The sequence below is a fragment of the Vibrio sp. ABG19 genome, from assembly GCF_029962385.1.
Classification (GTDB): domain Bacteria; phylum Pseudomonadota; class Gammaproteobacteria; order Enterobacterales; family Vibrionaceae; genus Vibrio; species Vibrio ostreae.
Genome location: NZ_CP071708.1, coordinates 2,663,138 through 2,687,639 on the forward strand (window position 1 = coordinate 2,663,138; position 24,502 = coordinate 2,687,639).

The 24,502-nt window shown below is 49.6% G+C and carries 25 protein-coding genes; 13 read left to right on the forward strand and 12 right to left on the reverse strand.

What is annotated here, in order from left to right; translation table 11 throughout:
* Positions 1 to 41: 41 nt before the first annotated feature.
* From purT to sbcB, 7 genes are all read right to left on the reverse strand, one after another.
* Positions 42 to 1,217 carry a phosphoribosylglycinamide formyltransferase 2 gene (purT, locus tag J0X00_RS18365; protein ID WP_282477415.1) on the reverse strand — a complete coding sequence of 392 codons (1,176 nt, stop codon included), beginning with the start codon at positions 1,215 to 1,217 and terminating at the stop codon, positions 42 to 44.
* A gap of 108 nt (positions 1,218 to 1,325) precedes the next feature.
* Positions 1,326 to 1,685 (reverse strand): hypothetical protein, encoded by a 360-nt coding sequence (locus J0X00_RS18370; RefSeq protein WP_348984827.1) that lies wholly within the window; start codon positions 1,683 to 1,685, stop codon positions 1,326 to 1,328.
* A gap of 182 nt (positions 1,686 to 1,867) precedes the next feature.
* Complete coding sequence (locus J0X00_RS18375; RefSeq protein ID WP_282477416.1) at positions 1,868 to 2,749, reverse strand: AEC family transporter; 882 nt, start codon at positions 2,747 to 2,749, stop codon at positions 1,868 to 1,870.
* 320 nt (positions 2,750 to 3,069) lie between these two features.
* Complete coding sequence (gene cdd / locus J0X00_RS18380; RefSeq protein ID WP_282477417.1) at positions 3,070 to 3,960, reverse strand: cytidine deaminase; 891 nt, start codon at positions 3,958 to 3,960, stop codon at positions 3,070 to 3,072.
* 219 nt (positions 3,961 to 4,179) lie between these two features.
* On the reverse strand, positions 4,180 to 4,860 hold the full coding sequence (locus tag J0X00_RS18385) for a CidB/LrgB family autolysis modulator (RefSeq protein ID WP_136484036.1): 681 nt from the start codon (positions 4,858 to 4,860) through the stop codon (positions 4,180 to 4,182).
* On the reverse strand, positions 4,851 to 5,225 hold the full coding sequence (locus tag J0X00_RS18390; RefSeq protein ID WP_218563206.1) for a CidA/LrgA family protein: 375 nt from the start codon (positions 5,223 to 5,225) through the stop codon (positions 4,851 to 4,853). Before J0X00_RS18390 ends, J0X00_RS18385 begins: the two co-directional genes overlap by 10 nt.
* Positions 5,226 to 5,419: 194 nt before the next feature.
* The gene (gene sbcB, locus J0X00_RS18395; protein ID WP_218563205.1) at positions 5,420 to 6,865 is read right to left on the reverse strand and encodes an exodeoxyribonuclease I; all 1,446 of its coding nucleotides are present in this window, start codon (positions 6,863 to 6,865) and stop codon (positions 5,420 to 5,422) included.
* A gap of 422 nt (positions 6,866 to 7,287) precedes the next feature.
* On the opposite strand from sbcB, the gene J0X00_RS18400 reads away from it, so the two are divergent.
* Both J0X00_RS18400 and J0X00_RS18405 read left to right on the forward strand, forming a co-directional pair.
* Positions 7,288 to 8,910 carry a methyl-accepting chemotaxis protein gene (locus J0X00_RS18400; protein ID WP_282477418.1) on the forward strand — a complete coding sequence of 541 codons (1,623 nt, stop codon included), beginning with the start codon at positions 7,288 to 7,290 and terminating at the stop codon, positions 8,908 to 8,910.
* Between the two features lie 275 nt (positions 8,911 to 9,185).
* A complete protein-coding gene (locus J0X00_RS18405) occupies positions 9,186 to 10,235 on the forward strand; it encodes an NAD(P)-dependent alcohol dehydrogenase (protein WP_136484032.1) in 1,050 nt (349 codons plus the stop codon).
* A 202-nt stretch (positions 10,236 to 10,437) separates the two neighbouring features.
* On the opposite strand, the gene J0X00_RS18410 is transcribed toward J0X00_RS18405, so the two are convergent.
* Both J0X00_RS18410 and J0X00_RS18415 read right to left on the reverse strand, forming a co-directional pair.
* Positions 10,438 to 11,814 (reverse strand): L-cystine transporter, encoded by a 1,377-nt coding sequence (locus tag J0X00_RS18410; protein WP_136484031.1) that lies wholly within the window; start codon positions 11,812 to 11,814, stop codon positions 10,438 to 10,440.
* 341 nt (positions 11,815 to 12,155) lie between these two features.
* The gene (locus J0X00_RS18415) at positions 12,156 to 12,899 is read right to left on the reverse strand and encodes an NAD(P)H-binding protein (RefSeq protein ID WP_282477419.1); all 744 of its coding nucleotides are present in this window, start codon (positions 12,897 to 12,899) and stop codon (positions 12,156 to 12,158) included.
* A 435-nt stretch (positions 12,900 to 13,334) separates the two neighbouring features.
* On the opposite strand from J0X00_RS18415, the gene J0X00_RS18420 reads away from it, so the two are divergent.
* The 9 genes from J0X00_RS18420 to J0X00_RS18460 all read left to right on the forward strand — a co-directional run bounded on the left by J0X00_RS18420 (position 13,335) and on the right by J0X00_RS18460 (position 21,208).
* Complete coding sequence (locus J0X00_RS18420; protein WP_136484029.1) at positions 13,335 to 13,946, forward strand: flavin reductase family protein; 612 nt, start codon at positions 13,335 to 13,337, stop codon at positions 13,944 to 13,946.
* A 12-nt stretch (positions 13,947 to 13,958) separates the two neighbouring features.
* Complete coding sequence (cobT, locus tag J0X00_RS18425; RefSeq protein ID WP_136484028.1) at positions 13,959 to 14,987, forward strand: nicotinate-nucleotide--dimethylbenzimidazole phosphoribosyltransferase; 1,029 nt, start codon at positions 13,959 to 13,961, stop codon at positions 14,985 to 14,987.
* Between the two features lie 2 nt (positions 14,988 to 14,989).
* A complete protein-coding gene (locus tag J0X00_RS18430) occupies positions 14,990 to 15,799 on the forward strand; it encodes an adenosylcobinamide-GDP ribazoletransferase (RefSeq protein ID WP_282478321.1) in 810 nt (269 codons plus the stop codon).
* A gap of 7 nt (positions 15,800 to 15,806) precedes the next feature.
* Positions 15,807 to 16,352: a bifunctional adenosylcobinamide kinase/adenosylcobinamide-phosphate guanylyltransferase gene (gene cobU, locus J0X00_RS18435; protein ID WP_282477420.1), complete on the forward strand. Its 546-nt coding sequence runs from the start codon at positions 15,807 to 15,809 to the stop codon at positions 16,350 to 16,352.
* Positions 16,349 to 16,969, forward strand: a complete 621-nt coding sequence (locus J0X00_RS18440; RefSeq protein WP_136484025.1) for a histidine phosphatase family protein — start codon at positions 16,349 to 16,351, stop codon at positions 16,967 to 16,969. Before cobU ends, J0X00_RS18440 begins: the two co-directional genes overlap by 4 nt.
* Positions 16,970 to 17,218: 249 nt before the next feature.
* The gene (locus J0X00_RS18445) at positions 17,219 to 18,247 is read left to right on the forward strand and encodes a succinylglutamate desuccinylase (RefSeq protein ID WP_282477421.1); all 1,029 of its coding nucleotides are present in this window, start codon (positions 17,219 to 17,221) and stop codon (positions 18,245 to 18,247) included.
* 117 nt (positions 18,248 to 18,364) lie between these two features.
* The gene (gene btuC, locus J0X00_RS18450) at positions 18,365 to 19,354 is read left to right on the forward strand and encodes a vitamin B12 ABC transporter permease BtuC (RefSeq protein ID WP_282477422.1); all 990 of its coding nucleotides are present in this window, start codon (positions 18,365 to 18,367) and stop codon (positions 19,352 to 19,354) included.
* 35 nt (positions 19,355 to 19,389) lie between these two features.
* Positions 19,390 to 20,145 carry a vitamin B12 ABC transporter ATP-binding protein BtuD gene (btuD, locus tag J0X00_RS18455; RefSeq protein ID WP_218563198.1) on the forward strand — a complete coding sequence of 252 codons (756 nt, stop codon included), beginning with the start codon at positions 19,390 to 19,392 and terminating at the stop codon, positions 20,143 to 20,145.
* A 490-nt stretch (positions 20,146 to 20,635) separates the two neighbouring features.
* The gene (locus J0X00_RS18460) at positions 20,636 to 21,208 is read left to right on the forward strand and encodes an NADPH-dependent FMN reductase (RefSeq protein ID WP_282477423.1); all 573 of its coding nucleotides are present in this window, start codon (positions 20,636 to 20,638) and stop codon (positions 21,206 to 21,208) included.
* 81 nt (positions 21,209 to 21,289) lie between these two features.
* Here the strand turns inward: J0X00_RS18460 and J0X00_RS18465 are convergent, their stop codons facing one another.
* Positions 21,290 to 21,802: a DinB family protein gene (locus J0X00_RS18465; RefSeq protein WP_282477424.1), complete on the reverse strand. Its 513-nt coding sequence runs from the start codon at positions 21,800 to 21,802 to the stop codon at positions 21,290 to 21,292.
* 707 nt (positions 21,803 to 22,509) lie between these two features.
* Between J0X00_RS18465 and J0X00_RS18470 the strand changes: the two genes are divergently transcribed.
* Together J0X00_RS18470 and J0X00_RS18475 are read left to right on the forward strand one after the other, a co-directional pair.
* A complete protein-coding gene (locus tag J0X00_RS18470) occupies positions 22,510 to 22,818 on the forward strand; it encodes a DUF1272 domain-containing protein (RefSeq protein WP_136484021.1) in 309 nt (102 codons plus the stop codon).
* Between the two features lie 37 nt (positions 22,819 to 22,855).
* Positions 22,856 to 23,260, forward strand: coding sequence for a MazG nucleotide pyrophosphohydrolase domain-containing protein (locus tag J0X00_RS18475; RefSeq protein ID WP_282477425.1), 405 nt, complete (start codon positions 22,856 to 22,858; stop codon positions 23,258 to 23,260).
* A gap of 87 nt (positions 23,261 to 23,347) precedes the next feature.
* Here J0X00_RS18475 and J0X00_RS18480 read toward each other — a convergent pair whose 3' ends face one another.
* Both J0X00_RS18480 and J0X00_RS18485 read right to left on the reverse strand, forming a co-directional pair.
* Positions 23,348 to 23,923, reverse strand: a complete 576-nt coding sequence (locus J0X00_RS18480) for a nucleoside triphosphate pyrophosphohydrolase family protein (RefSeq protein WP_282477426.1) — start codon at positions 23,921 to 23,923, stop codon at positions 23,348 to 23,350.
* A 178-nt stretch (positions 23,924 to 24,101) separates the two neighbouring features.
* Entirely contained in the window at positions 24,102 to 24,452 is a 351-nt protein-coding gene (locus J0X00_RS18485) for a DUF2750 domain-containing protein (protein WP_136487538.1), read from the reverse strand.
* Between the last annotated feature and the right edge of the window lie 50 nt (positions 24,453 to 24,502).

Consider the following 24,502-nt stretch of genomic DNA (forward strand, 5'->3'; position numbering starts at 1 on the left):
GACGTTGTTATTTTTATTCAGCGAATACGGATACTGTCCCGTTAGTATTCAATTTTTACCTGTTTAGCACATTCAATCGCACGATCAGTCGCCTGAGTGGTATCTTTACCACGTGTCAGCGCGACACCCAGACGGCGGCGACCGTTGATTTCCGGTTTACCAAACAAACGCAGTTGAGACTGAGTAACGCTGAGCGCATCCTGCAGACCCGAGAAGCGGATATCGCCAGACTGACCCTGACCCAGAATAGCCGCTGAAGCGGACGGGCCGTATTGGGTAATCTGACCAATTGGCAGGCCGGTGAAAGCACGGACGTGCAGGGCAAACTCGGACACATCCTGAGAAATCAGGGTCACCATGCCGGTGTCATGCGGACGAGGTGACACTTCGTTAAAGATAACCTGGTCACCTTTGACAAACAGTTCCACACCGAACAAACCGTAGCCACCTAGCGCGTTAACGATCTGTTCTGCAACGTATTCTGCCGCTTTAAGCGCATTTTCAGACATGGCTTGTGGCTGCCATGACTCACGATAGTCGCCATCTTCCTGGCGGTGACCGATTGGTGCACAGAAATGCACGCCATCCACTGCGCGCACGGTCAGCAGGGTAATTTCGTAGTCAAAGTCGATAAAGCCTTCGACGATTACGCGTCCGGCACCGCTGCGGCCACCTTCCTGGGCGTATTGCCAGGCTTTATCGATATCTTGTGCAGTTTTGATCACACTCTGGCCTTTGCCTGATGAGCTCATAACTGGCTTACACACGCATGGAATACCCACGAATTCAACAGCAGCAATAAAGTCCTCATAGCTGTCAGCGAAGCGGTAAGGAGACGTTGGCAGCGACAGATCTTCAGAAGCCAAGCGACGGATACCTTCACGATTCATGGTCAGGCGAGTGGCATTTGCGGTCGGCACCACATTCAGGCCCTGAGCTTCAAGTTCTACCAGTTTGCTGGTCGCAATGGCTTCGATTTCCGGAACCACATAGTGAGGTTGTTCCAGTTCGATCACTTTCTGCAGTGCGTCAGCATCAAGCATGTCAAACACATGACTGCGGTGAGCGATTTGCATAGCCGGTGCGTTGGCGTAGCGATCGCAGGCGATCACTTCCAGCCCTAAGCGCTGACATTCAATCGCTACTTCTTTGCCCAGCTCACCAGAGCCCAGTAACAGTACGCGCGTTGCGCTTTCTCGAGTTGCAGTCCCGAACATACAGAAAGAATCCTTATAAAAATGCTTATGACTTTAGCGAAAACAGCGTAATGATACTGGATCCAAATAAAAAAGCAAACGTTTGCGCAAGAGTGGTATGCTGTAATCTTATCGCATGACGAAACGCTCAGAATAGAAACAATGCTTAGCTAATCCCATGTTTACCAGTTGGTTTTTGAGACTGCGACCAAATCCGACCGGACCACAGAAGCTGACACTGGAGCGGGCCAGGTCGAGTTGCCGGGCAACTCTCTCTGCGCACAGGTATTGATTCTGACTTGCCGTGTAAACATGCAGGGTTACCTTTGGTAAAACTTGTACCAATTTACCCAGCAACTGGACAAAGTAGCGCTGATTTTCATTTTCACGGCAGTAAAACAGTTCGATGTGACGCGCTGATGACGAAGGTGTTATCCGCAGTGCCTGTAACCAGGCGAGAAACGGGACAATGCCGATACCCGCACCAATCCAGACTTGCTGCTCATGCCGGGGATCTGAAAGCGTCCGTAGCCTCCCTCGACTCTGACCGTTTGATTCACTGACACTTGCTCAAACAGTTGATGGGTATAGTCGCCTAAGTTTTTGATTAAAAATCAGATGTCATGTGCATAACTATTAATAATCGATAATGCAAGCGAGAGTGATTATTTTTAACTCGCCAAAGAAAACGCGAAAATTAATAACAGTGGCAGAGTGAGCACACAGAAAAAATTACCAAATAACACCATAGAGGCAACGTGTTCCGGTTCTATATGAAAACGCTCAGCAAAGAGATAGTTCATTACCGCGGGAGGCAACATGGTGAAGAGCACCATCATCTGCAACTGCATTTGAGGTAAGGGGACCCAATAGTAGATACAGGCAAACGCAATCGCGCCGGTAACCAGTGACTGCAGGGTTGCAATGACGCCGACTTTTAATCCGGACAAGCGCAGATTCGTCATTTGCGAACCCAGCGACAGCAGCATCACGGGCACCGCAGCCTGGCCAAGCAGTGCTGTTGCTTCATGCAGCGGTGACCAAACCTGGCTGCCAGTAAGATTCAAAGCCATTGCGGTGGCTGCGGCAATAAATACCGGTGCGGTCAGGATCTGGCGCAGCGAACCGCCTTTGCTGAGCAGAGCCAGCCCCAGACTGATGTGCAGGCACGCGGAAACCACAAACAGCAGCACAGCCGAAGAGAGTGCGGCATCACCGAAGGTATATGTAAAGAGTGGAATAGCCAGATTCCCGCTATTACGAAACATATGCAGCGGCGCCCAGGCTTTAAAATTCCAGCCACCCAGACGGCAAATCGGCACCATTAGCAGACCCGGTACCAGTACCGCAATAAGAGAAGCATAAATTAAGGGCAACTGCCCGTCACTGAGCGGCATGGTCGAGAGCGATGAGAACACCAGGGCCGGCAGACAGGCATCCATGTTAATGCGGTTGATGGGGCGAAAGTCGGGTTTGAGCCAATAGCCGATGGCAAACCCGACCGCAACCAGGGCCATAACAGGAAAGAGAATACTAACAACCTGCGCAAACATAGAAATCCTTTTCTTCAGTGCTGACGATAGCGCCATGTGTGATGACGATGTTTAAAACTATCAGGCTTTTAGGTTCAGGTCGTCGTGCTGGATAACAATCCTGAATGTTAGATGAGTGAGATGAAATTCTGGGTTATTACTTATACAAGCCGATGGTACAGAGCAGACCCTGCAGACGTTCGGCTCACAGCAGCCGAGAGAGAAGTGAGCGGCTCAGGTTAAGCCAAGTAAAACAGAAAAAGCCAGACTTCAAGTCTGGCTTTTTGCTAGCGGCGATGTCGTCCTGAAATGTGTTTATCCATTGAAGACGAGTTATGGCTTCAGTCCAGTGACAGATAGGTCATTGGGATATCAGGATGGATGACTTCCAGCGTTGACTGGGTTGCGGCCAGATGGCTGATGCGACCTGAGTTCATTTCAACCAGGGCTGCAGCCTGGATCTGCTCAAACTCTTCGCCGGCCATGCGAACCTGAATCAGAGCAACCTGGAGTGGTGGCAGGCTGGGGTTGAATGCCGCATTCTCTGCATATGAACCCAGATAAACATGCCCGTTTTGAGTTTGCAGTGCTACACCACTCAGGTTGTTGGTGTAAGGCGCGTGGCTGCTATTCAGTGCACGGAGAGCGTGTTGCAGTAACGCATCATCTTCGTCGCTGACTTTGCCATGGTCAACTTTGGCCATCAGAGCGGACTTAATGCCAAGATCTGAAGGGCCGAACGATTCAGGCAGATAGTATTGCAGTGACTTTTCTTCGCGTTCCGGTAACTGAATTGTCAGTGTTTGCGACGTGTTGAGCTCATTCATAAACTGACGGCAGTGGCCGCAGGGACTGTAGTTGACGGTGACATCAGCCAATCCTTCTTCGCCTTTCATCCAGGCATGGCTGATGGCTGCTTGTTCTGCATGAATGGTCTGGTTCAGTTGTGCGCCTGAAAACTCCATGTTACCGCCGAAATAGAGGCGACCGGACAGACCGCGCACGATCGCACCGACATAAAATTCCGAAATTGGCACGTAGGCGTATGCAGCTGCTAGTGGCAGTAAGGCGACACGCAGTTCGGCATCGCTCATTTCCGCGATGGTAAGTAACTGGTCAAATTGATCGGAAGACAAAGTCGCGTCAAAGTCATCAGCCAGCACAATCGGAGCCAGATATTCTCTGACGGGTTGTGGCATGCCTGCCAGCGCCTGTTCAATACGGCTTTTCATACTCAATCCTTATTGGTGTATTGAAGTGTATTTTAGGCAACTGACACTAAATGGATGTGATCAATATCACTTAAATAAATGTAACGTATTTTAATATTTCATAATTAGAGTGATGTCACACATGGTATCGATTGCAGCGAGGCATAACAGCCTAGCTCGGCCTCTGTGAGAGAAAGCCGAGCGAGTGAAGAGAGTATGAGTAGTGGCCAGAGAATAACGTTAGAGGTTGGACAGCCAGAGAGCCAGGCTGAAAACGGTCGGCGCCAGAATCGAAGTGATGACACCACAGACCACTAGTGCCAAAGAACTGAATGCTGCATCACGGGGATCTTTCTCCGCACAGGTCGCAGTCCCGAGCGCGTGCGAAACCGTGCCCATGGTCAGCCCTTTGGCGATAGGATGGGAAATATTGAGCAGGTTGTAGATTGGATAGGCCATGATGGCACCAAACAAACCAACCAGCAGGACCATGATAGCGGCAACCGACGGCTCACCACCGAGATTGCTGGCCACTTCCATTGCAATGGGAGTTGTCACCGATTTGGCCATTAAGGCGGCAATTAAAGTGATGTCAGCGTGCATATAAACTGCGATCAAGCTGGCGCTGAGCATCGACATCACGCTGCCTATCCCGCAGGCCAGTGTAATGATACGCCAGTTGGCACGGATTTGTGGCAGCTGCTCGTAAAGCGGAAATGCCAGTGCGACCACCGCAGGTTGCAACAGGTAGCTGATCCAACGGTTATCAGCATAGTAAGTATCAAAGGGGACTTTTAACGTCAGTAACAGTGGGATAAGTATGGCAATACAGACTAAAAGCGGATTCACAAAAGGAGAACGCGCTTTCTTTGCGACCCAGCGGGCAAAGAAGAAAACCAGTATCGTAACGATTAACCACATGATTTTTTACCTTTTTTTAGTAGTCGATCGAGGATGAATCCCAGTGTGACTATGACCAGCGTTGTGCCGCCGATGGCGCTGGCAAGAATGATCCAGATATTGGCGGCCAGCATATCAAGGTGAACCATTAAGCCGACGCTGACCGGTACAAACAACAGAACCATATAGCGAATAAAGATGTTGGCTCCCGGCTTAACCCAGGCGACTGGTACCAGGCCGCTGGCCAGCAGGCCGAATAAAATCAGCATGCCGATAATGCTGCCCGGAATAGAGACTTCCAGCCAGCTCTGCAGATTGGTACCTGCCAGCAGGCAGAGAAAAATCAGTAAGAATGAAACAATATATTGTGCGATGGTTTTTGCCATGAATATCAGCCGTTATCCATTTCTGACCTGATAAGTCAATTAAAAAGAGGGTGAATCAACTAAACGTTTTATGGATCAACTAAACGTTTTGTGAATCAACTAACAAGTTTGTGGAACAATTAAAGACCGGCCTGTTAACTTAAAAGAAATCAGGGGCCTTGGCCCCTTCAATACAAGCACTTTGTACCCTGCGTCTAACTGGCTAGTTTTTCTACATATTGATAGACAGATTTTAATATGGCTATTTTTTTGCTGTCACTCTCATGTTCGTGAACTAAGTTTTCCAGGTTCAGCATATAGTCGGGCAGATGAGTTTCAAAGTACTCCCGGCAATGTGCGTTCCAGCGACGCTGTTCGCTTTCGTTTAGTGTCCATGGGTAGTGGCGGGCACGGTAACGGAACAGCAAAGGTTCAATTCTCGGGTCACTGAATGTGATGCCCAGCTCTCCCAGAAACTCAGGGTTCGTTGAGCGGATGATATCCATCGACGCTTTGTCGGTGGGTGAGAAGAAACCATTGTAAAGCTGGGTATCCACATCGTGATTGTTATCGAATTCGCGCTCAATATTAAACAGGCCAATCAGTTTTTCCCTGATTTCCGGATGCTGACGAATCAGTGCCAGATTAGCCAGACACTGCTGACGATCAATCCCAATCTGATCGGCATTTTCTGCCGTCAGGGTTTTGGCCGGCGCCAGAATCGGACATTTATTCAGATGAATCAATTTGACCGGTACCGGCAGTTCATCCGGGCCCAGTTCATCGTGTCGTGTATACATACGGGCGTGCAGAGCATCGACATCTAAGTCGAGCAGTGGCTGTGGATCTTTGGCCAGATCAACAACGATGGCGGCGTTCTGGTTAGTCGGATGCCAGGCAACGGGGACGACCCAACTGGTATACTGGCACTCACGTCCCAGCATGCCGGAAACATGCATCAGCGGCGTCATATTAACGATGTCGATCAGTTCATTCAGCTTGCGCTTGGTTCGCATCGAGTAGAAATAATCAAACAGTTTGGGTTGGGCGGCTTTCACTTTCTTAGCCAGCTCGATAGTCGCGATAACGTCTGCCATTGCATCGTGGGCGTTCTCATGCTCGATACCGTTGGCTTTGGATAAGTGCTCAAGCTTAAAGCTGGTGAAACCGTCTTCATTCTCCGGCCATTCTATACCCTGAGGACGAAGAGCATGACAGGCTCGCATTACATCCAGCAGATCCCAGCGTGAATTACCGTTTTGCCAGCTCCAGGCATAAGGGTCAAAGAAGTTGCGGTAGCAGGTGTAACGGGTTACCTCGTCATCAAAACGAATGCTGTTATAGCCCAGACTGGTCGTGTTGGGGGTCGACAGTTCCTGATGGATACGGGCAATAAATTCAGGTTCAGGCAGGCCTTGTGACATTGCTTTCTGTGGAGTGATGCCCGTGATCAGCGCCGCTTCCGGACCAGGCAGGTAATCACTGGGTAACTGACAGTAAATCACCAGTGGTTCACCAATGATATTGAAATCTTTATCGGTACGTACGCCAGCAAACTGGCTTGGTCTGTCTTTCGCCGGACTGGTGCCCCAGGTTTCGTAGTCGAAAAAGAAGAATGTCGGTTGATGATCTTGCTGCTGGTGGGGTGCGGTGTCTTTCACGCCAAACCTTATATTTTCTAAGTTAATGTATTATATGTATTTTCTTGTCTAAGCTAATCAGGCATCTGTGACGAGCATCATAGATGAGCCATGATATTGTACCTGAGCAGGGGTTACAATGGTCCTATTAGCCTTTGTGACAATATTCCATGATTCCTTTCCCCTATTGGTTTGTATTACCGACAGGACGATATGCGTTTGTTGAAAAACATACTATGTCTGGTTAAAGACATAATACGCTTGGTTAAAAAGAGACATACAGTTGATGACTAATGCGTAAATTTTGCCTATTGTGAGTGAGACGTCACGACAGTCTCGGCTTCGGGGCTTCAGGACGCTGTGTTTGTCTATTCAGCAACGAATTAATGTATCGGCTGTACTCCGGATAAATAGTGGAGGCAGTCAATTAGGAGTAAGGAAATATGAGTAGAAATTTGAGGATCGGGGTTCGAACCTCAGTGGCATTTGGATTTTTGGGGCTGATCATTTTGGCTTTAGGGCTTTTCTCCGTTTCGCAGCTGTCCAAATTGAATATGATCACTGATGTCCTGACCGAGCACCGGATGCCGGCTATTGCGACCGTCAATGACATGCGTCGCGATATTATGTTAATGCAACTGCGTATTGCTCAGTTATCGGATGCCGATACTCAACAGCAGATGGATATAATTGTTCAGGATATCAATAGTATTTCTGCGAACTATGACAAGTCTGAGCAAAAAATGCAGCAGTATTCGACTTCACCGGATTCTCAGGCGATTTACCGCAACGTTGTGCAGTTAAATGATGACTTCTTAGCCACGCTGCCTCGCCTGTATGAATTATCCGTGATAGGCAATATGGAGCCTGCAACCGACTATCGAGAGGAGGTTGTGTCAATAGCGGCCATTGCCCTTAAGAATGCGATTGATGAATATAGCCGTTTTCAACGAGAAAGAGCAGAACAGGAAAACAACTCGGCAACCGAAAATTACCAAAGCTCTAAGGCTTGGATGATAGGTGGTATTGTGGCATCGCTTGTGGTTATGGTGCTGCTCGCCTTTTTCTACACCCGCAGCCTGGTTACTCCGTTACGTCGTGCCGTGACTATCGCTCAAACCATTGCGACCGGTGATTTGACCCAACGTTTTTCTGATGATCATCGCGATGAAGCGGCAGACATGATGCGTGCCTTAACCGACATGCAAAACCAGCTTAAAGAAGCGATGTCACTGATTTCAGACTCGTCACAACAACTTGCTACTACCTCTGAAGAGCTCAGCGCAGTGACCAAGCAATCGTCGTCGACTATCGAACAGCAAAGTGACCAGGTTAACCTGGCGGCAACGGCGGTGAGCGAACTGACCAGTGCTATTGATGAAGTCGCTCGTTCGGCGAACTCGGCCAGTAACAATGCAGAGGTTGTGGACAGTAAAACTCAGCAGGGTAAAGTGAAGATCGTAGAGACCATCAGTACGGTCGATACGTTGAAAAATGAGATTCAGCTGTCAGAGCAAAGTGTTATTGCGCTGGCTGACAGTATCCGACAAATTAGCTCGGTGCTGGATGTTATCCGCAATATCGCTGACCAGACCAATCTGCTGGCACTGAATGCGGCCATTGAAGCGGCGCGGGCCGGGGAAAATGGCCGTGGATTTGCTGTCGTGGCGGATGAAGTGCGCGCTCTGGCGCATCGTACCCAAACTTCCACTAAGGATATCGAGGTGATGATTGCGGAAGTGGGCGCGGAAACCGACAAAGCAGTGCAGAATATGCATAACAGTAATGAGATGGCGAGTTCAACCCTGAATGTAGCCAATGCAGCCGGTGCGGCATTCGAAGAGATCTCCTCACTGATTTCCAGCATCAATGACCAGAATGCGACGATCGCCAGTGCCGCTGAAGAGCAGTCTACGGTGGCGAGAGAAGTGGACCAGAACTTGGTGCACATCCGCGACTTGTCGATGCAGACGTCTGCCGGGGCCGACCAAACTTCAGCCTCGAGTACTGAATTAGCCAAACTGGCCGAGCACCTGAATCAGTTGGTGAAACGCTTCAAATTCTGATGACTGAACGCCACTCTCAGCGTCTCGCTTGAATCTTCAATCCGGCCAGCCAGGCCGGATTTTTTTCGTCGTCGTAAAACTCATTTTGGGGTTGGAGTGATGCTTTGTGGCAGATTTCTGAGCGACAACTGAGTGTTTATGGACAATTTTGTAGGAATGGGCAAAAGAAAAATAAAATTGGGTATGCCCAATTGAGTATCTATTATTGGATAATGGCTTTATGTCTTCGGGCATGTTACGAAAAACTCATAGATACAACGAGAGGTTGGAAATCAATGAAAACTTTAGGATATGCGGCTCACTCCGCTGATTCAGCGCTAGTACCTTATCACTTTGAGCGTCGTGATCTTCGCTCAAATGACGTTGCGATTGAAATCTTATACAGTGGTGTGTGTCACTCAGATCTGCACACTGTGAATGGCGACTGGGGTCCACAGCCTTACCCGCTGGTACCAGGTCACGAAATCGTAGGTGTGGTTACTTCTATTGGTTCTGACGTCACTAAGTATAACGTTGGTGATCGTGTTGCAGTGGGCTGTATGGTTGATAGCTGCATGGAATGTGACCAGTGTTCACATGGTGAAGAGCAGTACTGCCGTAACGGTATGACACCAACTTACGGTGCGCCGGATCGTCAAACTGGTGATATCACTCAAGGTGGTTACTCTAAGCACATCGTCGTACGTGAAGAGTTTGTTCTTTCAGTGCCAGAAAACATGGATATGTCAAAAACTGCACCTATTCTGTGTGCAGGTATTACCACGTTCTCTCCACTGCGTACCTGGAATGTCGGTGAAGGCTCTCGCGTTGCGGTAATCGGTCTGGGCGGTCTGGGTCACATGGCAGTTAAACTGGCTGTGGCAATGGGCGCTGAAGTTACGGTAATCAGCCGTACCAAGAAGAAAGAAGCAGAAGCAGTTGCTATCGGTGCGAAGAAAATCCTGGCATCGACAGACGCTGAAGAGATGAAAGCTTCTGCATCGTCATTTGATCTGATCGTTGATACTGCGCCAGTGAAGCATGACCTGAACATCTACACTCCGCTGCTGGATGTCGATGGTACTCTGGTTATTGTTGGCCAAATTGGTCTGATGGATGAGCCACTGACGATACCTCTGGTTATGGGCCGCCGCCGCGTTGCAGGTTCATTGATCGGTGGTATTAAAGAAACTCAGGAAGTTCTGGATTTCTGTGCTAAGCACGACGTGTACCCAGAGTGTGAAATGATCAACATCGATCAAATCAACACTGCATTTGAACGTCTGGCACAAGGTGACCTTGCTCACCGTTTCGTTATCGATATGGCGTCTCTGAGCGCTGAATAATCGGGAATGATGAAAGGGTGCATTGCACTCAGATTCAAACAGTTTGAAGGAAGCCGAAAGGCTTCCTTTTTTGTACCTGTGATTTCGCATGCTTCTGCTTTTTATGACACCGCTACCACACGGCATGGCAGCGTGACTAGACGGTCCACAATAATAAAAAGCCGACGGCTGAGCGTCGGCTTTGAATTGCGGGACAGGATGTTTAGGCCAACGCCTGTTCACCTTGGCTCTGTTTGTCAGCGGTTTGGTTCAGCACGCGGCTGGTAATGGTACCCGCTGTCATCGCGCCCGAAACGTTAAGTGCAGTACGGGCCATATCAATTAACGGTTCAATTGAAATCAGCAGGGCTGCGATAGTGACAGGCAAGCCCATTGCTGGCAGTACGATCAGTGCTGCGAAGGTGGCACCGCCGCCGACACCGGCGATCCCAAACGAACTGATGGTGATAATCGCAACCAGTGACAGAATGAACTGAATATCAAGCGGGTTGATGCCCATTGTCGGAGCCACCATCACAGCCAGCATGGCAGGATAGATACCCGCACAGCCGTTCTGACCAATCGTGGCACCAAATGACGCAGACAGGTTGGCAATTGCCGGAGACACATTCAGTTTGGTGATCTGCGCTTCCACGTTAAGAGGAATGGTGGCGGCTGAGCTGCGTGATGTAAAAGCGAAAGTCAGTACTGGCCAGATGTTCTTGAAGTAGGTTTTCGGATTGACACCGACAAACGAGACCAGAATGCCGTGCACCACAAACATCAGGGCGATAGCAATGTAAGAGGCAACGATAAAGCCCAGTAGGTTGAGGATGTCACCTGCACTTGAGGTAGCGACAACTTTCGCCATCAGAGCGGCAATGCCGTAAGGCGTCAGTGCCATGATCATTTTAACCAGACGCATCACAATCGATTGAATTGCTTCAACGAAAGTACGGATAGGCGTTTCCAGCTGTTCTTTTTCGATGATCACTTTACGGGCTGCAATGCCGACCAGCACCCCAAAAATTACCACGGCAATGATCGAAGTTGAGCGGGCGCCAGTGAGATCGGCAAACGGGTTGGTCGGAATAAAGCTCAACAGCATCTGCGGAATAGTTAAATCAGCCACAGTAGAAGCGCGGCTTTCCAGTACAGCGATACGTGCGGTTTCGCGCGCACCTTCAGTCAGTCCGGCAGCGGTCAGGCCAAAAGCCTGAGCCACAAAGATACCGATCAGTGCTGAGATCGCTGTTGTGATCAGCAGAACAAAAATAGTCAGACCGGAGATTTTTCCCAGTGAACCGTTCTTATCCAGTTTAACCACGGCTGAAATCATGGAAACCAGCACCAGTGGCATGATTACCATCTTAAGCAGGCCAACGTAGCCGTTACCAACGATAGCAACCCATGACAGAGTATCGCTGATGACAGGGCTGCCTTCTCCGAAGATAAGTTGCAGGGCAAGGCCAAAAACGCTGCCCAGTACCAGGCCCATTAAAACCATACGAGACAGGGTGTGTGACTTTTTCTGTTGTCCGAATAGGAAGAACAGAATGCCGACAAATACCGCAATCGCTGCGATAGAGGCAAATGACATGGTCAAAATCCTTAAATTGGGGTTATATCCACGAGCCAGACCAGGCTGGAACTCGTCGATGCAATTAAGACGAATTGCATTGGATATACAAGAGAGTCAGTGATTCAGGGCGCACTCTAGCGAGGATGATTTCAAATAGAAAAGATAAAAACCGAATTATTTATAATTAAAAGTTATATTACTGGTGTTTTATTTGGGTGTTGTCGGTAAATTCTGGTTAATTTGCCTATTTTCTATTCACTGGTAATAAAGTGAGTGTCTACTGGGCTTGGCGGACGTGTTGACGGGCAGTAACCAAAGCTCACCCAGAAAGAATGAGCAGTCCGAAAAGGAATACGTGCTTATAACGATTTATCGGTCTTGGTTAGCACCCGGCGCATGGCTTGTGAATTTAAGCACGTAACAGGTGCGTGCTGGTCATTCAATAATCCGTCTATCATCACGGCAGCGACATCTTTCGCTGAGATCGGAATAAAATTTTTTAACTCGCCTAACATCAGGTATCGGCCAAACGTCATGAAGCGCTGCAACCATAGCTCACTGGACCGAATTTCTTTCCGCTTTCCGAGTAAGGGGCCGGGGCGTACAAAGATAACCTGTTCAAACCCCATTTGACTGATGGTCTGTTCAGCTCTCCCTTTGCACCGCAGATAATGCGACATTGAGTCGGGACGGGCCCCATAACTGGATACCACCGCTAAACGGGTGACTCCTGCCTCTTTCATTCGTTGGGCGACCTGACACACCAAGGTATAGTCCACCAACTCCAGCGCAGACTTTGAACCGGCTTGTTTAAGGGTGGTGCCTAAAGCGATGATGCCAAGTTGTATTGTTATGGCCGCTTTTACCCCGTCTTTGGTGTCAAGCACTGGCGAAATCACTTCGCTCAGTTTGTCATGCTGAACCTTGAGAGGAAAGCGGGTAAGGGCGATGACCTGATCGATCGCCGCATGCCGCAGTAACTGGTCCAGAGTATGTGAGCCGACCAATCCGCTGGCTCCGGCAATCATAACGCAATGAGTAGGTTTAGCTGATGAAACCATAGGTGGTGAAGGTACCTTTTTGTCTGAGTGATGATGATTCATTGCTGTCGCTGTAGGGTGAGCCGGCGTGACTGACACAGTTAGTGAGTTAACAGTCGGTTGGTGAGTGTATGGATGTTTAACAGACACACGATAATGGCGGTCTTAAAGAGCATCACAGTTATGTTAAACCCAGAGGGACCTGATGGCTTTTCTTATGGTCAGAAGGCTTTGCGGGTTGTTTTTGTGAACGTTGATTAGCAAACATAACATCTCCTTGATAGGATGGTTTGTCATTAATTAGTGTAGACCATATTTCTATCAACCACTTATTAAGTTTATGAGCAACTTTTTACATATCCGATGGTGAATGTTTGATCGATTTTGTGATTTAAATAGGCTGGCGAGTGGGTTTCGTTTGTTATCGGTAAACGATTACGGTTAGACTGCCTAAAAGACTTCATCTTAATGTGTTTACCCAATTTACGGATAAATTGTATGTATATTGATTTAAGTCAGTGGGACCCGGCTAACATTTATCATTTAATGACACAGACCGTCGTCCCTCGTCCCATCGCATGGGTATTAACCGAATCTCAGGAAGATAATTTCAATCTGGCGCCTTTTTCTTATTTTACTCCGGTGTCGAGTAATCCGCCTCTGTTGATGATTTCGATTGGTAAAAAGCCCAATGGAGATATCAAGGACACTGCGGTCAACGTGAAAAAAACACGTAAGTTGGTGATCCATATTGCTAATGGCTCATTAGCTAAGAGCGTTACCCGCACTGCGGCAACGCTTGAGCATGGCGAGTCAGAAGTGACCGCTAACGATATTGAACTGGAAGAATTTGAAGGATTTTCGCTGCCAAGAGTCAGTAATTGTCCGGTGGCCTTTGGTTGCTCATTGTACGAGATTCAGGAAATCGGCGCGACGCCGCAAACTCTGCTGATCGCTAAGGTAGAAAAAGTCTATCTGGCCAGCTACATCGCAGAGCAACATGGCGAAGGGCTGAAGGTCGATGCACGTAAACTCAACCCGCTGTCCCGTTTGGGCGGTGGTGAATATGCCACATTAGATAAAGTATTCAGTTTTCAACGACCGAAATAATCAGGAACACACATGTTAGATCTCTCTTTTCGCGATGCGATTATGCAGCGAATTGATCAAAAAACTAAGCCGCTTGGCGCGCTTGGCCAATTAGAAACTGTTGCCGCGCAGCTTGCCTTGATTCAGAGTCAGGGACGCAGTGAAGCGACAACTCAGATTGAGATTCACCAACCGACAGTGTTGGTATTTGCCGGTGACCACGGTATTGCCGATGAAGGGGTCAGCATTGCACCGAGTGCTGTCACTCAACAAATGGTGCTGAACTTTCTGGCTGGCGGAGCGGCCGTTAACTGTTTCTGTCGTGCTAACCAGGTCGCCATGAAGGTGATTGATTGTGGCATTTTAATGCCAGTGGAATCGGACCATCAGGATTTTGTGATGCAGCGTCTGGGCGAGCGTACCGCTAACTTGGCGCAGCAGCCGGCAATGACGGCAGATCAAGTTGAGCAAGGGCTGGAGTATGGCCGTCGGATTACCCGACAGGTAATTGAATCCGGATCTAACCTGGTGATGTTTGGTGAAATGGGTATCGCGAATACCAGCAGCGCAGCGGCATTATTGGCGGCATTGAGTGCTTTACCGGTTGAACAGTGTGTTGGTTTAGGCACCGGTATTTCCGCACAGCAGTACCAGAAAAAGTGTCAGTTGGTTGCCCAGGGCGTCAGCCGTTGTGAGCGTGCGGATCCAAAAGCCGCACTGGCACAAGTGGGTGGCTTTGAGATAGTGCAGATGGTGGGCGCTTTTCTGGGGGCTTGTGAACAACGCACACCGGTTCTGGTTGATGGCTTTATTGTCACTGTTGCCGCTTATATTGCGACTCTGCTCCAACCTGAATGCCGCGATTATATGCTGTTTGCCCATCGTTCCCATGAGTCAGGCCACAAAGCGGTGCTGGAACTTCTGCAAGCGCAACCTTTACTTGACCTGGACCTGCGTCTGGGCGAGGGCACCGGCGCTGTGCTGGCGGTTCCTCTGCTGCGCGCCGCAGCTGAATTTTACAACTCAATGGCCAGCTTTGCTGAGGCAGGAGTAACCGTGTAATGCTGCGCGGCATGACTTATCAATGCCAGCTGTTTCTGCTGGCATTAAGCTTCTTTTCCCGTCTGCCAGTACCCCGAAATTTACCTTACAGCAGTGAGCGAATGAATCAGGCCGGGCGCTATTTCGCTCTGGTCGGTTTGCTGCTGGGGGCAATTTGTGCCGCGGTGTATGGCTTACTAAGCCAGTTTCTGCCTGCTAATATCGCGATATTACTGACCATGGCAGCCAGCTTACTGCTGACCGGCGCATTTCATGAAGATGGCCTGACCGATATGGCGGATGGTATCGGTGGTGGCATGACGCTGGAACGGCGCCTGACGATCATGAAAGACAGCCGTATCGGCACTTACGGCGCATCAGCTCTGATCATGGCGTTGCTTGGCAAGTATGTGTTGCTGACTACGCTGGCCGGGCAAATCTCGCTGGTTCCGGTGCTGCTGCTTGGCTACACCTTAAGCCGCACTGTCGCCGCGACGCTGATTTATGACATGCCTTATGTCTCCGATCCCGACAGCAGTAAATCCAAACCGTTAGCTAACCGGCAGAGCCGCCTGGAACTGGTGGTATTGTGTCTGTGTGGTCTCTTGCCGTTATTGGCATTCACTGCGGTGGTCTGGTTGTGGGCTGTGCTCATCTGTTTAGGTCTGCGCTACGCAATGAAGCACTGGTTGATGAAGCGCTTGGGCGGCTTTACCGGCGACTGTTTGGGCGGGGTTCAGCAGATCACTGAATTAGCGCTCTACATCCTTTTGATTGGGTTAGGACACAACGGCATGACCATTCTTGGAGGAGTGCTATGCGCATTTTGGTAGGGGTTGTATGAGTATTCATCTGATTCTGGGCGGTGCCCGCAGCGGTAAATCCAGCTATGCCGAGCGTCAGGCCAGGCAGCATCTGGCCAGTACTCCGGGCGGGCGTTTGCATTACGTGGCGACCGCGATTGCGTTTGATGACGAGATGCGTGAACGTATTGTCCATCACCAGCAGCAGCGTGGTGGTGACTGGCAAGAGCATGAAGCGCCGACGCAACTGGCTCAGACTCTGGCTGAGATGCAAGCCGGCGATGTGGTGCTGGTTGACTGTCTGACTCTGTGGCTTAATAACGTCATTTACAATGATGGCCAGACGATGAATGCCACGCAAATCAGGCAGCAGGTGGAACAGCTGGCTCAGTCTCTGGCGCGCACGCAAGCCACGGTACTGTTAGTTTCTAATGAGGTTGGCATGGGGGTGGTGCCGATGGGCGAGGTCTCCCGTTTGTTTGTCGACCACGCAGGCTGGATGAACCAGGCGATTGCCGCGGTCGCAGACTCCGTTGTGTTAGTCGCGGCAGGTCTGCCACTGACACTGAAGAGTTCCTCATGATTCGGGTGTCCCTGTTACGGCATGCCAAAACGCAAGGTCCGGCGGCGTTAAATGGCCGGACTGATGTTTTGGTGGCACCGGAGCGTCAGCGTGAGGTAGCCAGTCAGTTGCAAGCGTACCACTTTCAGCAGGTGATCAGCTCGCCGCTTAGCCGCTGCGCCGATTTAGCGCTGTTGTTGCAGCAGCACTCTCCGCAGTTGCCTGTCAGCCTGGAAGCTGACTTTCAGGAGATGGATTTTGGTCTGTATGACGGGCGCAGCTTTGATGATCTTGCGCCGTACTGGACGGAGCTGGAAGCGTTCTGGCGTTCACCTGCCGATAATCCTCTGCCACAGGCCGAAACATTACAGGCTTGCTATCAAAGAGTCACGGCAGCCTGGCAGCGTTGGTTGCCTTCTTTGCAGGATAACAGCCTGATTATCGCCCATGGCGGAACGATCCGGCTGTTACTGGCGCATATTCTCAAGGTGGACTGGCGTAACCCGGCCTGGTTCGCTTCACTGGCGATTGGTAATCAAACGCTGACCCGGCTGGATATCTATCCTGCTCAGCCACCAGTGGTTAGCGTGAAGTGTATTGGCAGTGAGCTCTCGGCCCCGCCGGTTAGTGGTGAGTAATTCATAGTGAATGAAAAGATAACGTGTTGAACTAATTCAATATAGAGTATCTGAAGCAGTTAGTGATAGAATTCGCGCTAACCAGCAATTCGTCACCCCGTTGTTTTTATCTGATGATTCGGTGTGGGCATTTAAAGAGTCGCTGTTTTTGACTGAACCCGGCCAACAGGTCTCCATAAGTGGGATCGTACCAACATAATTTGGCTGCACAATTCTTTAACATACCGCTGTGCAATAAAGGAGTAGCGCATGACGAAGTCTCTATTTCGCCAATCTTTTCTTTTTGACAGTTTAGATCTCGACCAGGCGGTCAGTGCAGCAGAAATGCAAACTGGCGGCGGGGTGACACTTAAGCTCCATGAGCGCGGTATTCTCGAAGTGATACCGGCCCGGCTTGACCACGAAACCCGACACATTGTGATTTCTACCGGTATCCATGGCGATGAAACCGCGCCGATGGAACTCATTGATAAGCTGGTTGAAGATATCATGAGCGGTTTCCAGCCGGTCAACGAGCGTCTATTGCTGATTATCGCGCATCCGCAAGCTACCAATCAGCACACCCGTTTTATCGAAGAGAACCTTAACCGCCTTTTCGATGACAAGCCGCGAGAAACCAGCACTGAGCTGGTGATTGCTGATCAGCTTAAAATCTTACTGCATGAGTTTTTTGCCGATACGCCGATGGAGCAGCGCTGGCACCTTGATTTGCACTGCGCGATCCGTGGTTCCAAACACTATTCGTTTGCGGTCAGCCCTCGCGCCCGCCATGCAGTGCGCAGCCGTGCCCTGATGGATTTTGTTGAAAGTGCTCATGTTGAAGCGGTGATGCTGTCCAATGCCCCTTCGGCGACATTCAGCTGGTATAGCGCTGAGACATTTGGTGCCCAGGCACTGACGCTGGAACTGGGCCAGGTGGCCCGGATCGGTGAGAACGATTTGAAGCGTCTGGTTGCTTTTGATTTGGCAACCCGTGACCTGATTTCGCGCGAACCTTCCGAGCATTTACCGAAAAAAGCAGTCATGTATCGGGTCAGTCGCACCATTGTGCGTCTGCATGACGATTTCGATTTCCGTTTCGATGATGCGGTCGAAAACTTTACTTCGTTCGTCCATGGTGAAGTGTTCGGTCATGATGGTGATAAACCTTTAATGGCGAAAAATGAAGGGGAAGCCATTGTGTTCCCCAACCGCCGGGTCGCGATTGGTCAACGTGCCGCTTTGATGGTGTGTAAAGTTGATGTTCGTTACGAAGACGATCAACTGGTATACGATTAAAGCGTAACCAGCCTGGCGCTTAATGCGGCGGTGCGTCGGTTGCAAGCAAAGTTAGTTCTTTCTATTTGAGTGGCTTAACGTTAATGTTAGGCCATTCTTATTTATCGCCCGAGTTTCATGGATTTTAGTCAGCTAATACAACATAAACAGCGCCGTTGGCAGCGCGCCGCGGTGGTCATGCTGCTCCTGTTGCTGGTGGCCAGTCTGTCCTATCTGATGGTCGGAGAACTGTTTGTCTCACCCTTCGAACCCATGAGCCCGTTGGAGCAGAAACTATTGCTGGATTTGCGTCTGCCGCGTCTGTTCGCCGCTATCGTCATTGGTGCTGCGCTGGCCGTTTCCGGCGCGACTTTGCAGGTGCTGCTCGGCAATGTACTGGCCGAACCGGGCGTGATTGGCATTTCCGGCGGCGCCAGCGTGGCTATGGTTGTGGTGCTGTTCTTCTTTCCAGAGTCTGCCAGCCCGGAGCTTTTCATGATCTCGGCCGTGATTGGCTCTTTGCTGTTTACTCTGCTGCTGGTCTCAATAGCGAAAGCGATGCGTCTCACCACAACTCGGTTACTGTTAGTCGGGGTGGCGCTGGGCATCTTATCCGGTGCGGTGGTGACCTGGGCGTTTTACTTTAGCGATGATCTCAGCTTACGTCAGTTGATGTACTGGCTGATGGGCAGTATCGGCGGGGCAAGCTGGTATCAGCATACTTTGTCTCTGGTCGCGGTGCCAGTCATCATCTGGCTGATGCTGCAGGGGAAAACACTCGATAAGCTGATGCTGGGAGAAACCCACGCCAAGCAGTTAGGTGTTGATGTCGCTCGTTTGCGCTGGCAATTGATCCTGGCCGTCTCTGTTCTGGTGGGTGCGGCGGTCGCCCTGGGCGGAGTGATTGGTTTTGTTGGCCTGGTGGTACCGCATCTGCTGCGTCTGGCGCTAGGTACTGAAAATCGTATGTTGTTACCGCTTTCAGCGATAAGTGGCGCTTTGCTGCTGGTGTTTGCCGATACCATCGCACGTCTGGCACTCAATTCTGCTGAACTGCCACTCGGGGTAGTGACCACGTCACTCGGTGCACCTATCTTTATCTGGATGTTGATTAAAAATCACCACTAGCTCCTGTTATTCGAACTGTCCGGAATTGCGACGCCATGATTCAGATTAAAAGCCTCAATGTAGACTCACGTTTATTACCTCTCTCGTTTGATTGCCAGGCGGGCGAAGTGCTGCACGTTGTGGGCCCGAATGGCAGCGGTAAAAGTACACTGCTGGCGGCTCTGGCCGGCGTACTCGACAGTGATGGCGACATCCGGGTGGGTGAGATGGATGTTCGGGGGGCCAGTTTGGCAGATTTAGCCCTGCATCGTGCTTATCTGTCACAAAGTGAAAAGCCTGCCTTTAATCTGGACGTGTTCCAGTATCTGGCATTGTCATTACCAGCCAGCGCGACCGGGATGGAAGAAGAGGTTAATCAGGCGATTAAAACCATCACCGCCATGCTGAAAATTGCGGATAAGTTGCATCGTTCCATTCATCATCTGTCCGGAGGAGAATGGCAGCGTGTGCGTTTAGCCGGCAGCTGTCTGCAAGTCTGGCTGCCACTCAACCCGTATGCCAAGCTGATGATTCTTGATGAGCCAGCTGCTCCGCTCGATATTGCTCAGGAAGGTTTGCTGTATGCCCTGATTGAGCAAATGGCAGAGCAGGGTATCACGGTGATTATGGCGAATCATGATCTTAACCGTTCACTGCGTCATGCCGATAAAGTGCTGTTGCTGAATCAGGGCGTTGTCCATCGCTTTGGCCGCGCAGATGAGGTACTGAGTGCGGAAAATCTGGCCCAAGTGTTTGAAACCTCAATCAAGCGGGTTGAGCTGGAAGGTAAACCTTACCTGATCTTCGACTAATTTGGTGCACTGAGCACAACTCTGGTTCAGCTACTCCTTTAGAGTCAGAACGCTAAAAATAGCACAATCCATTATTTTTATTAAAAACAAACAGTTATGTTGTTTTTAAAAGTTGGCACAGTTATGGCATTAGTAAGATCGATACATTCTCGTTCTTGTTAGGCTTTTTATAGTCTCCTTAGCCACCTTGCTCCCAAGGTGGCCTTTTTTTACCTGTCTTCCGACTATTTTCTGGTTTCTTTGTTGGTTTTTTGTTCTCCAAGGCTTTGCTGACCGTACATGGCGTCATGATTTCTGAACTCCTGACTATCGCTGGCCGTCAGCCAAATCCGTATTCAACCAATCCAATGGTTCAGTCCTGCTCGTGTATAAAGGACGTTATTTCAACTAGACTCAATACTGATTAAATCGAGTCGTTGCTGCGTGCTGGTTTGGTGGCAGCGATAAAATCTACCGATAGTAGATGCCGCTATTCTGATGAGGAGTTGCTATGGCTAACTATAAAATAGGTTACTTTGTCGGCAGTTTATCTTCGACGTCGATAAACAGAAAGCTCGCCCTGGCCTTGGCTAAACTTGCACCGCCTGACATGCAGTTAGTCGAAATACCCATTAAGGATTTGCCGCTTTACAGCCAAGATTACGATGATAATTTTCCGCCGGTTGCGCGCGCGCTGAAACAGTCTATTGCTGAATGTGATGGCTTGTTATTTGTGACCCCTGAATTTAACCGCTCGATTCCCGGTTGCCTGAAAAACGCGATTGACTGGGCCAGCCGCCCTTGGGGCCAGAACTCTTTCTCAAGTAAGCCTTCGGCGGTCATTGGTACTTCGCCTGGCGCGATTGGTACGGCCATCGCACAGAGCCAGTTGCGCAGTGTGCTGTGTTTTTGTAATTCGCCGCTGATGAATACGATGGAGGCTTATATTCAGTACCATGATGGTATGATTGATGATAATCACGCCATCACCAACGAGCGAACAGAGCAGTTCCTGCAAAAGTACATGCACGAACTGCATGCGTTTGTAGTGCGGGTACTGACGGTACTGCCGCGTCACAGTTAGCCGGTTTGACGGGAATATTCTAAAGCATAGAGCGGCGTTTGGAGTCGCTCTATGCTTCTTTATGATGCGATTTGCTGGGTGTTAACCCAGATCTTCGGCCGCCGTGACTCTGCGGCCTGGCTCAGCCTGATGCAGGTAGCGGGTAAAGGTGTCGGCCGGGCGCTGTAAGCCGTTCACAGCCAGAGTCCGGGACGCCATGCCTCTGTGGTTACTGCCGTGCGTTAACAGATGCAGCAGGATTTCTTCGACCGTGAGCAAACCCAATTTACCGTCGGTAAAACAAAACGAAATTTCACGCTTTAACTCCTGTTCATCGGCATTTTTGCTGTAATCAATCAGCCAGTTATCCCTTTGCTGCATTACTTGACGCAGCTCAATGGGCGAGGGTGTTTGTTCCGCATTGTCTGCCTGATAGGGATCAGGTTTACCCAGGATACGATGGATGAACAAAGCATCCACGACGGTTGTATGCTGGAGGATACGGATAAAAAATTTTGCGTCATCTTCTGGCAGCGCGCTCCACTGTTGCTCGCCCAGGCTTAATAACTCGTCATTGGCCCACTTCTTATACTCAAACGCTTTTACCCAGTTCATGCTTGCCTCGCTGGTTGCTTTGTTCTAATCGAGCCAGAGGAGAATCCACCACCATGTATCCATACCAACACGGGCAGAGGTTCGTCTTGGCGGCTGCCGGTGACCAGACATTGAGGTACAGGCAGTCCTTACTGCGGGTCTGACCCGGAACATAGGTGAAGGGATTTCCCGGCTGCGTACCGGCTGACTCAAAAATTACCGCCTGCCGTGTGTCTTGCCACGCGGCGGCTGGCTGAGACGCTTTCAGCGTAAGTTGCCAACCAGGGACGCGGCATAAGGAATCCCTTTAAAAATAGTAATATTTTCTGCCGTGGTCCCGGCCAATTGCCTCTGTTTTATCGTGACGAGTGGCTGCTGCTGTGCGTCAAGCGGAAATAAATTCATAATTTGCACCTATTAGTTAACTTAATAAATTAATATGATGAAAGTGAAGACGTTAGATATATTTCAATCTACCCACCATAGCGCAAATTTTGTCAGCCGTTTATCGAAATTTTGTTATTTGGCGATAATATCGTGCTTAAAGGGAATCGCTCGCACGACTGCACACATAACGAATAATAGTGCTGACATTTCTGATAATTAAATTTTTGTGTGAGGTGAAGACGATATTTTCTGATTTATTTTTCTCTGCGTATTGTTTTTATCAGTTGAAAAAGCATAAGTTAACTATGCGGAAAAATCATCATTGGAGAGGGAACTCAACCATGCTACAAATAAAGCCAAACTGTGAGTGTTGTGATATAGATCTGGAGCCTGACTCCACTCAGGCCATGATCTGCAGCTTTGAATGTACATTTTGCGCTTCGTGCGTTAAACAGATTCTTGATAACGTCTGCCCTAATTGCGGTGGTGGCTTTGTGGCTCGTCCGATTCGTCCGCACAATGAATGGCGTACCGGAGTCAGCCTTACCCAACGGCCGCCATCAAGCGAACGGGTACATACGCCGTATTCTGAGCAGGAGCTGAGAGCATTTGCGGCCAAAGTCCGTCATATTGAGCCAGCACAGCGTTGAGCTTTTCCTTAGAGTCACCCATTGCGAAGGATATGACATGCAGGATTTTGAACGATTATTGGATATCGCCAGACGCAAAGCCGGGTTTGATGAAAATAATCCCTGGTACACCGGGCCTGAAACCTATTTAGCTGCGTTAAAAAGTGAAGTGGATGAGGTCAGTGAGGAGATCCCTAAACATCGTCTCTGTTATCTGGAAGATGAATTAGGTGATGTGCTGTGGGATTATCTAAACGCGATCTTAGCTCTGCAAAAAGAGGCAGGTGTCAGCGTAGAATCTGTGATTCAACGGGCCTGTGACAAATACCAACAGCGTCTGGCGACGCTCGAAGCGGGTGGTTCATGGGATGAGATTAAGCGTAAACAGCAACAAAATCTGCAACAGGAATACTTAGCCGCTCAGAATGTAGTGCTCCAGCGTAACGTGATCTGCGAGAAATAATACTAAAAAGCCAGAGTGATTCGCATCGCTCTGGCTTTTTGCCATGACTGCCGGCCCATTGACTCAGGCTGCTAAGCCGGACTCATACTATTGAGTCAGCTTGGCCAGATCGGCTGGGCGGTAATACACGGATTTCAGCACTTTGCCCTGACGAATGGTTTTGCCCTCAGCAACGAAGTCCTCAGCACATTTCGCGATAATGTAATCGCCTTTTTGTACTGCCATTAACTTGATACCTTGCTCAGCGTAGAAGGCTTCAGTTTCCGCGTATTCCTGCTCGTTGCGGCACACTTTACTCATGTTCGAGCTATGTACTTCATCCCAGCACGGAACGAAGTCGATACCACGGTTAACGGCAACGTTGAGCAACAGGTCAATCAGATAGCTGATTGCCAGGTTGTCACTGACTTTGGCGTCGCCGAGGTGCACCAGGCGGCCCATCAGGACATACACGCTGTCGACAATCGCATCAGCCTGTTCAGTTTTGTTGTCGGCTTCAGCAAGCTCGGTCAGTTCTTCAATCGCCAGAGATGTGTGCAGCGTATCTGCTTTATCGTCCAGGCTGGCTGGTGCAGCAACCGGCAGGTCAAAAGTGCTGCGAAACTCAGTGATATCGCGGTAAAGGTGATCAAAAATCTCTTGCGTCAGCTTAGATAAATGCATGCTGTCAGTCCGGTTAGTCAAAATCAAAACACTAATGGTAACAGAGGTTGCGACCCGCATCTATTGGCATGATAAAGGATGTCGACTGATTGGAGATTTGTCGGCCGATACAGGGTGTAAAGGCAGAGAGTGGCAGAAACAATTAAGGCGCCACATCAGGCGCCTTAATTAAAAGCAATTACAGATACAGCTTGGCAAGTTCTACTGGCTCAAGCTCTTTGCCTTCCAGTGTCGCGTTCCAGTTGATACCAACCAGTACACCGTCTTCATCCAGCGTGATCAGCCAGTCTTCAACGAAGATATCAAGCGGGATTTCCAGCACTTCAAAATCGGCCCACTCTTCAACGTTATGCAGCTCTGCATCTTCTTTTGAAGACCAGAAAGGCATGACTTCGCTTTCTTCAAATTCTGTCGACTCACAAGACAACCAGCCTTCTTCATTGCGCAGACCCCAAACCAGGTTGTTTTCTTTGGACTCTTTGATGAACAGCTCAAGGTTAGCTTGAATATCTGTCGTTAATTTGCTCATTTTATTCTCTCACTAAGAATGATGGCGTAAGAGTAGCATTTTCAACGGCT

Bases quoted from the DNA above. Each gene is read 5' to 3' on its own strand.
- purT (WP_282477415.1), bottom strand. From the start codon at position 1,217: ATGTTCGGGACTGCAACTCGAGAAAGCGCAACGCGCGTACTGTTACTG.
- J0X00_RS18375 (WP_282477416.1), bottom strand. From the start codon at position 2,749: ATGTTTGCGCAGGTTGTTAGTATTCTCTTTCCTGTTATGGCCCTGGTT.
- cdd (WP_282477417.1), bottom strand. From the start codon at position 3,960: ATGAAAAGCCGTATTGAACAGGCGCTGGCAGGCATGCCACAACCCGTC.
- J0X00_RS18385 (WP_136484036.1), bottom strand. From the start codon at position 4,860: ATGTGGTTAATCGTTACGATACTGGTTTTCTTCTTTGCCCGCTGGGTC.
- J0X00_RS18390 (WP_218563206.1), bottom strand. From the start codon at position 5,225: ATGGCAAAAACCATCGCACAATATATTGTTTCATTCTTACTGATTTTT.
- J0X00_RS18400 (WP_282477418.1), top strand. From the start codon at position 7,288: ATGAGTAGAAATTTGAGGATCGGGGTTCGAACCTCAGTGGCATTTGGA.
- J0X00_RS18405 (WP_136484032.1), top strand. From the start codon at position 9,186: ATGAAAACTTTAGGATATGCGGCTCACTCCGCTGATTCAGCGCTAGTA.
- J0X00_RS18410 (WP_136484031.1), bottom strand. From the start codon at position 11,814: ATGTCATTTGCCTCTATCGCAGCGATTGCGGTATTTGTCGGCATTCTG.
- J0X00_RS18415 (WP_282477419.1), bottom strand. From the start codon at position 12,899: ATGAATCATCATCACTCAGACAAAAAGGTACCTTCACCACCTATGGTT.
- J0X00_RS18420 (WP_136484029.1), top strand. From the start codon at position 13,335: ATGTATATTGATTTAAGTCAGTGGGACCCGGCTAACATTTATCATTTA.
- cobT (WP_136484028.1), top strand. From the start codon at position 13,959: ATGTTAGATCTCTCTTTTCGCGATGCGATTATGCAGCGAATTGATCAA.
- cobU (WP_282477420.1), top strand. From the start codon at position 15,807: ATGAGTATTCATCTGATTCTGGGCGGTGCCCGCAGCGGTAAATCCAGC.
- J0X00_RS18440 (WP_136484025.1), top strand. From the start codon at position 16,349: ATGATTCGGGTGTCCCTGTTACGGCATGCCAAAACGCAAGGTCCGGCG.
- J0X00_RS18445 (WP_282477421.1), top strand. From the start codon at position 17,219: ATGACGAAGTCTCTATTTCGCCAATCTTTTCTTTTTGACAGTTTAGAT.
- btuC (WP_282477422.1), top strand. From the start codon at position 18,365: ATGGATTTTAGTCAGCTAATACAACATAAACAGCGCCGTTGGCAGCGC.
- btuD (WP_218563198.1), top strand. From the start codon at position 19,390: ATGATTCAGATTAAAAGCCTCAATGTAGACTCACGTTTATTACCTCTC.
- J0X00_RS18460 (WP_282477423.1), top strand. From the start codon at position 20,636: ATGGCTAACTATAAAATAGGTTACTTTGTCGGCAGTTTATCTTCGACG.
- J0X00_RS18465 (WP_282477424.1), bottom strand. From the start codon at position 21,802: ATGAACTGGGTAAAAGCGTTTGAGTATAAGAAGTGGGCCAATGACGAG.
- J0X00_RS18470 (WP_136484021.1), top strand. From the start codon at position 22,510: ATGCTACAAATAAAGCCAAACTGTGAGTGTTGTGATATAGATCTGGAG.
- J0X00_RS18475 (WP_282477425.1), top strand. From the start codon at position 22,856: ATGCAGGATTTTGAACGATTATTGGATATCGCCAGACGCAAAGCCGGG.
- J0X00_RS18480 (WP_282477426.1), bottom strand. From the start codon at position 23,923: ATGCATTTATCTAAGCTGACGCAAGAGATTTTTGATCACCTTTACCGC.
- J0X00_RS18485 (WP_136487538.1), bottom strand. From the start codon at position 24,452: ATGAGCAAATTAACGACAGATATTCAAGCTAACCTTGAGCTGTTCATC.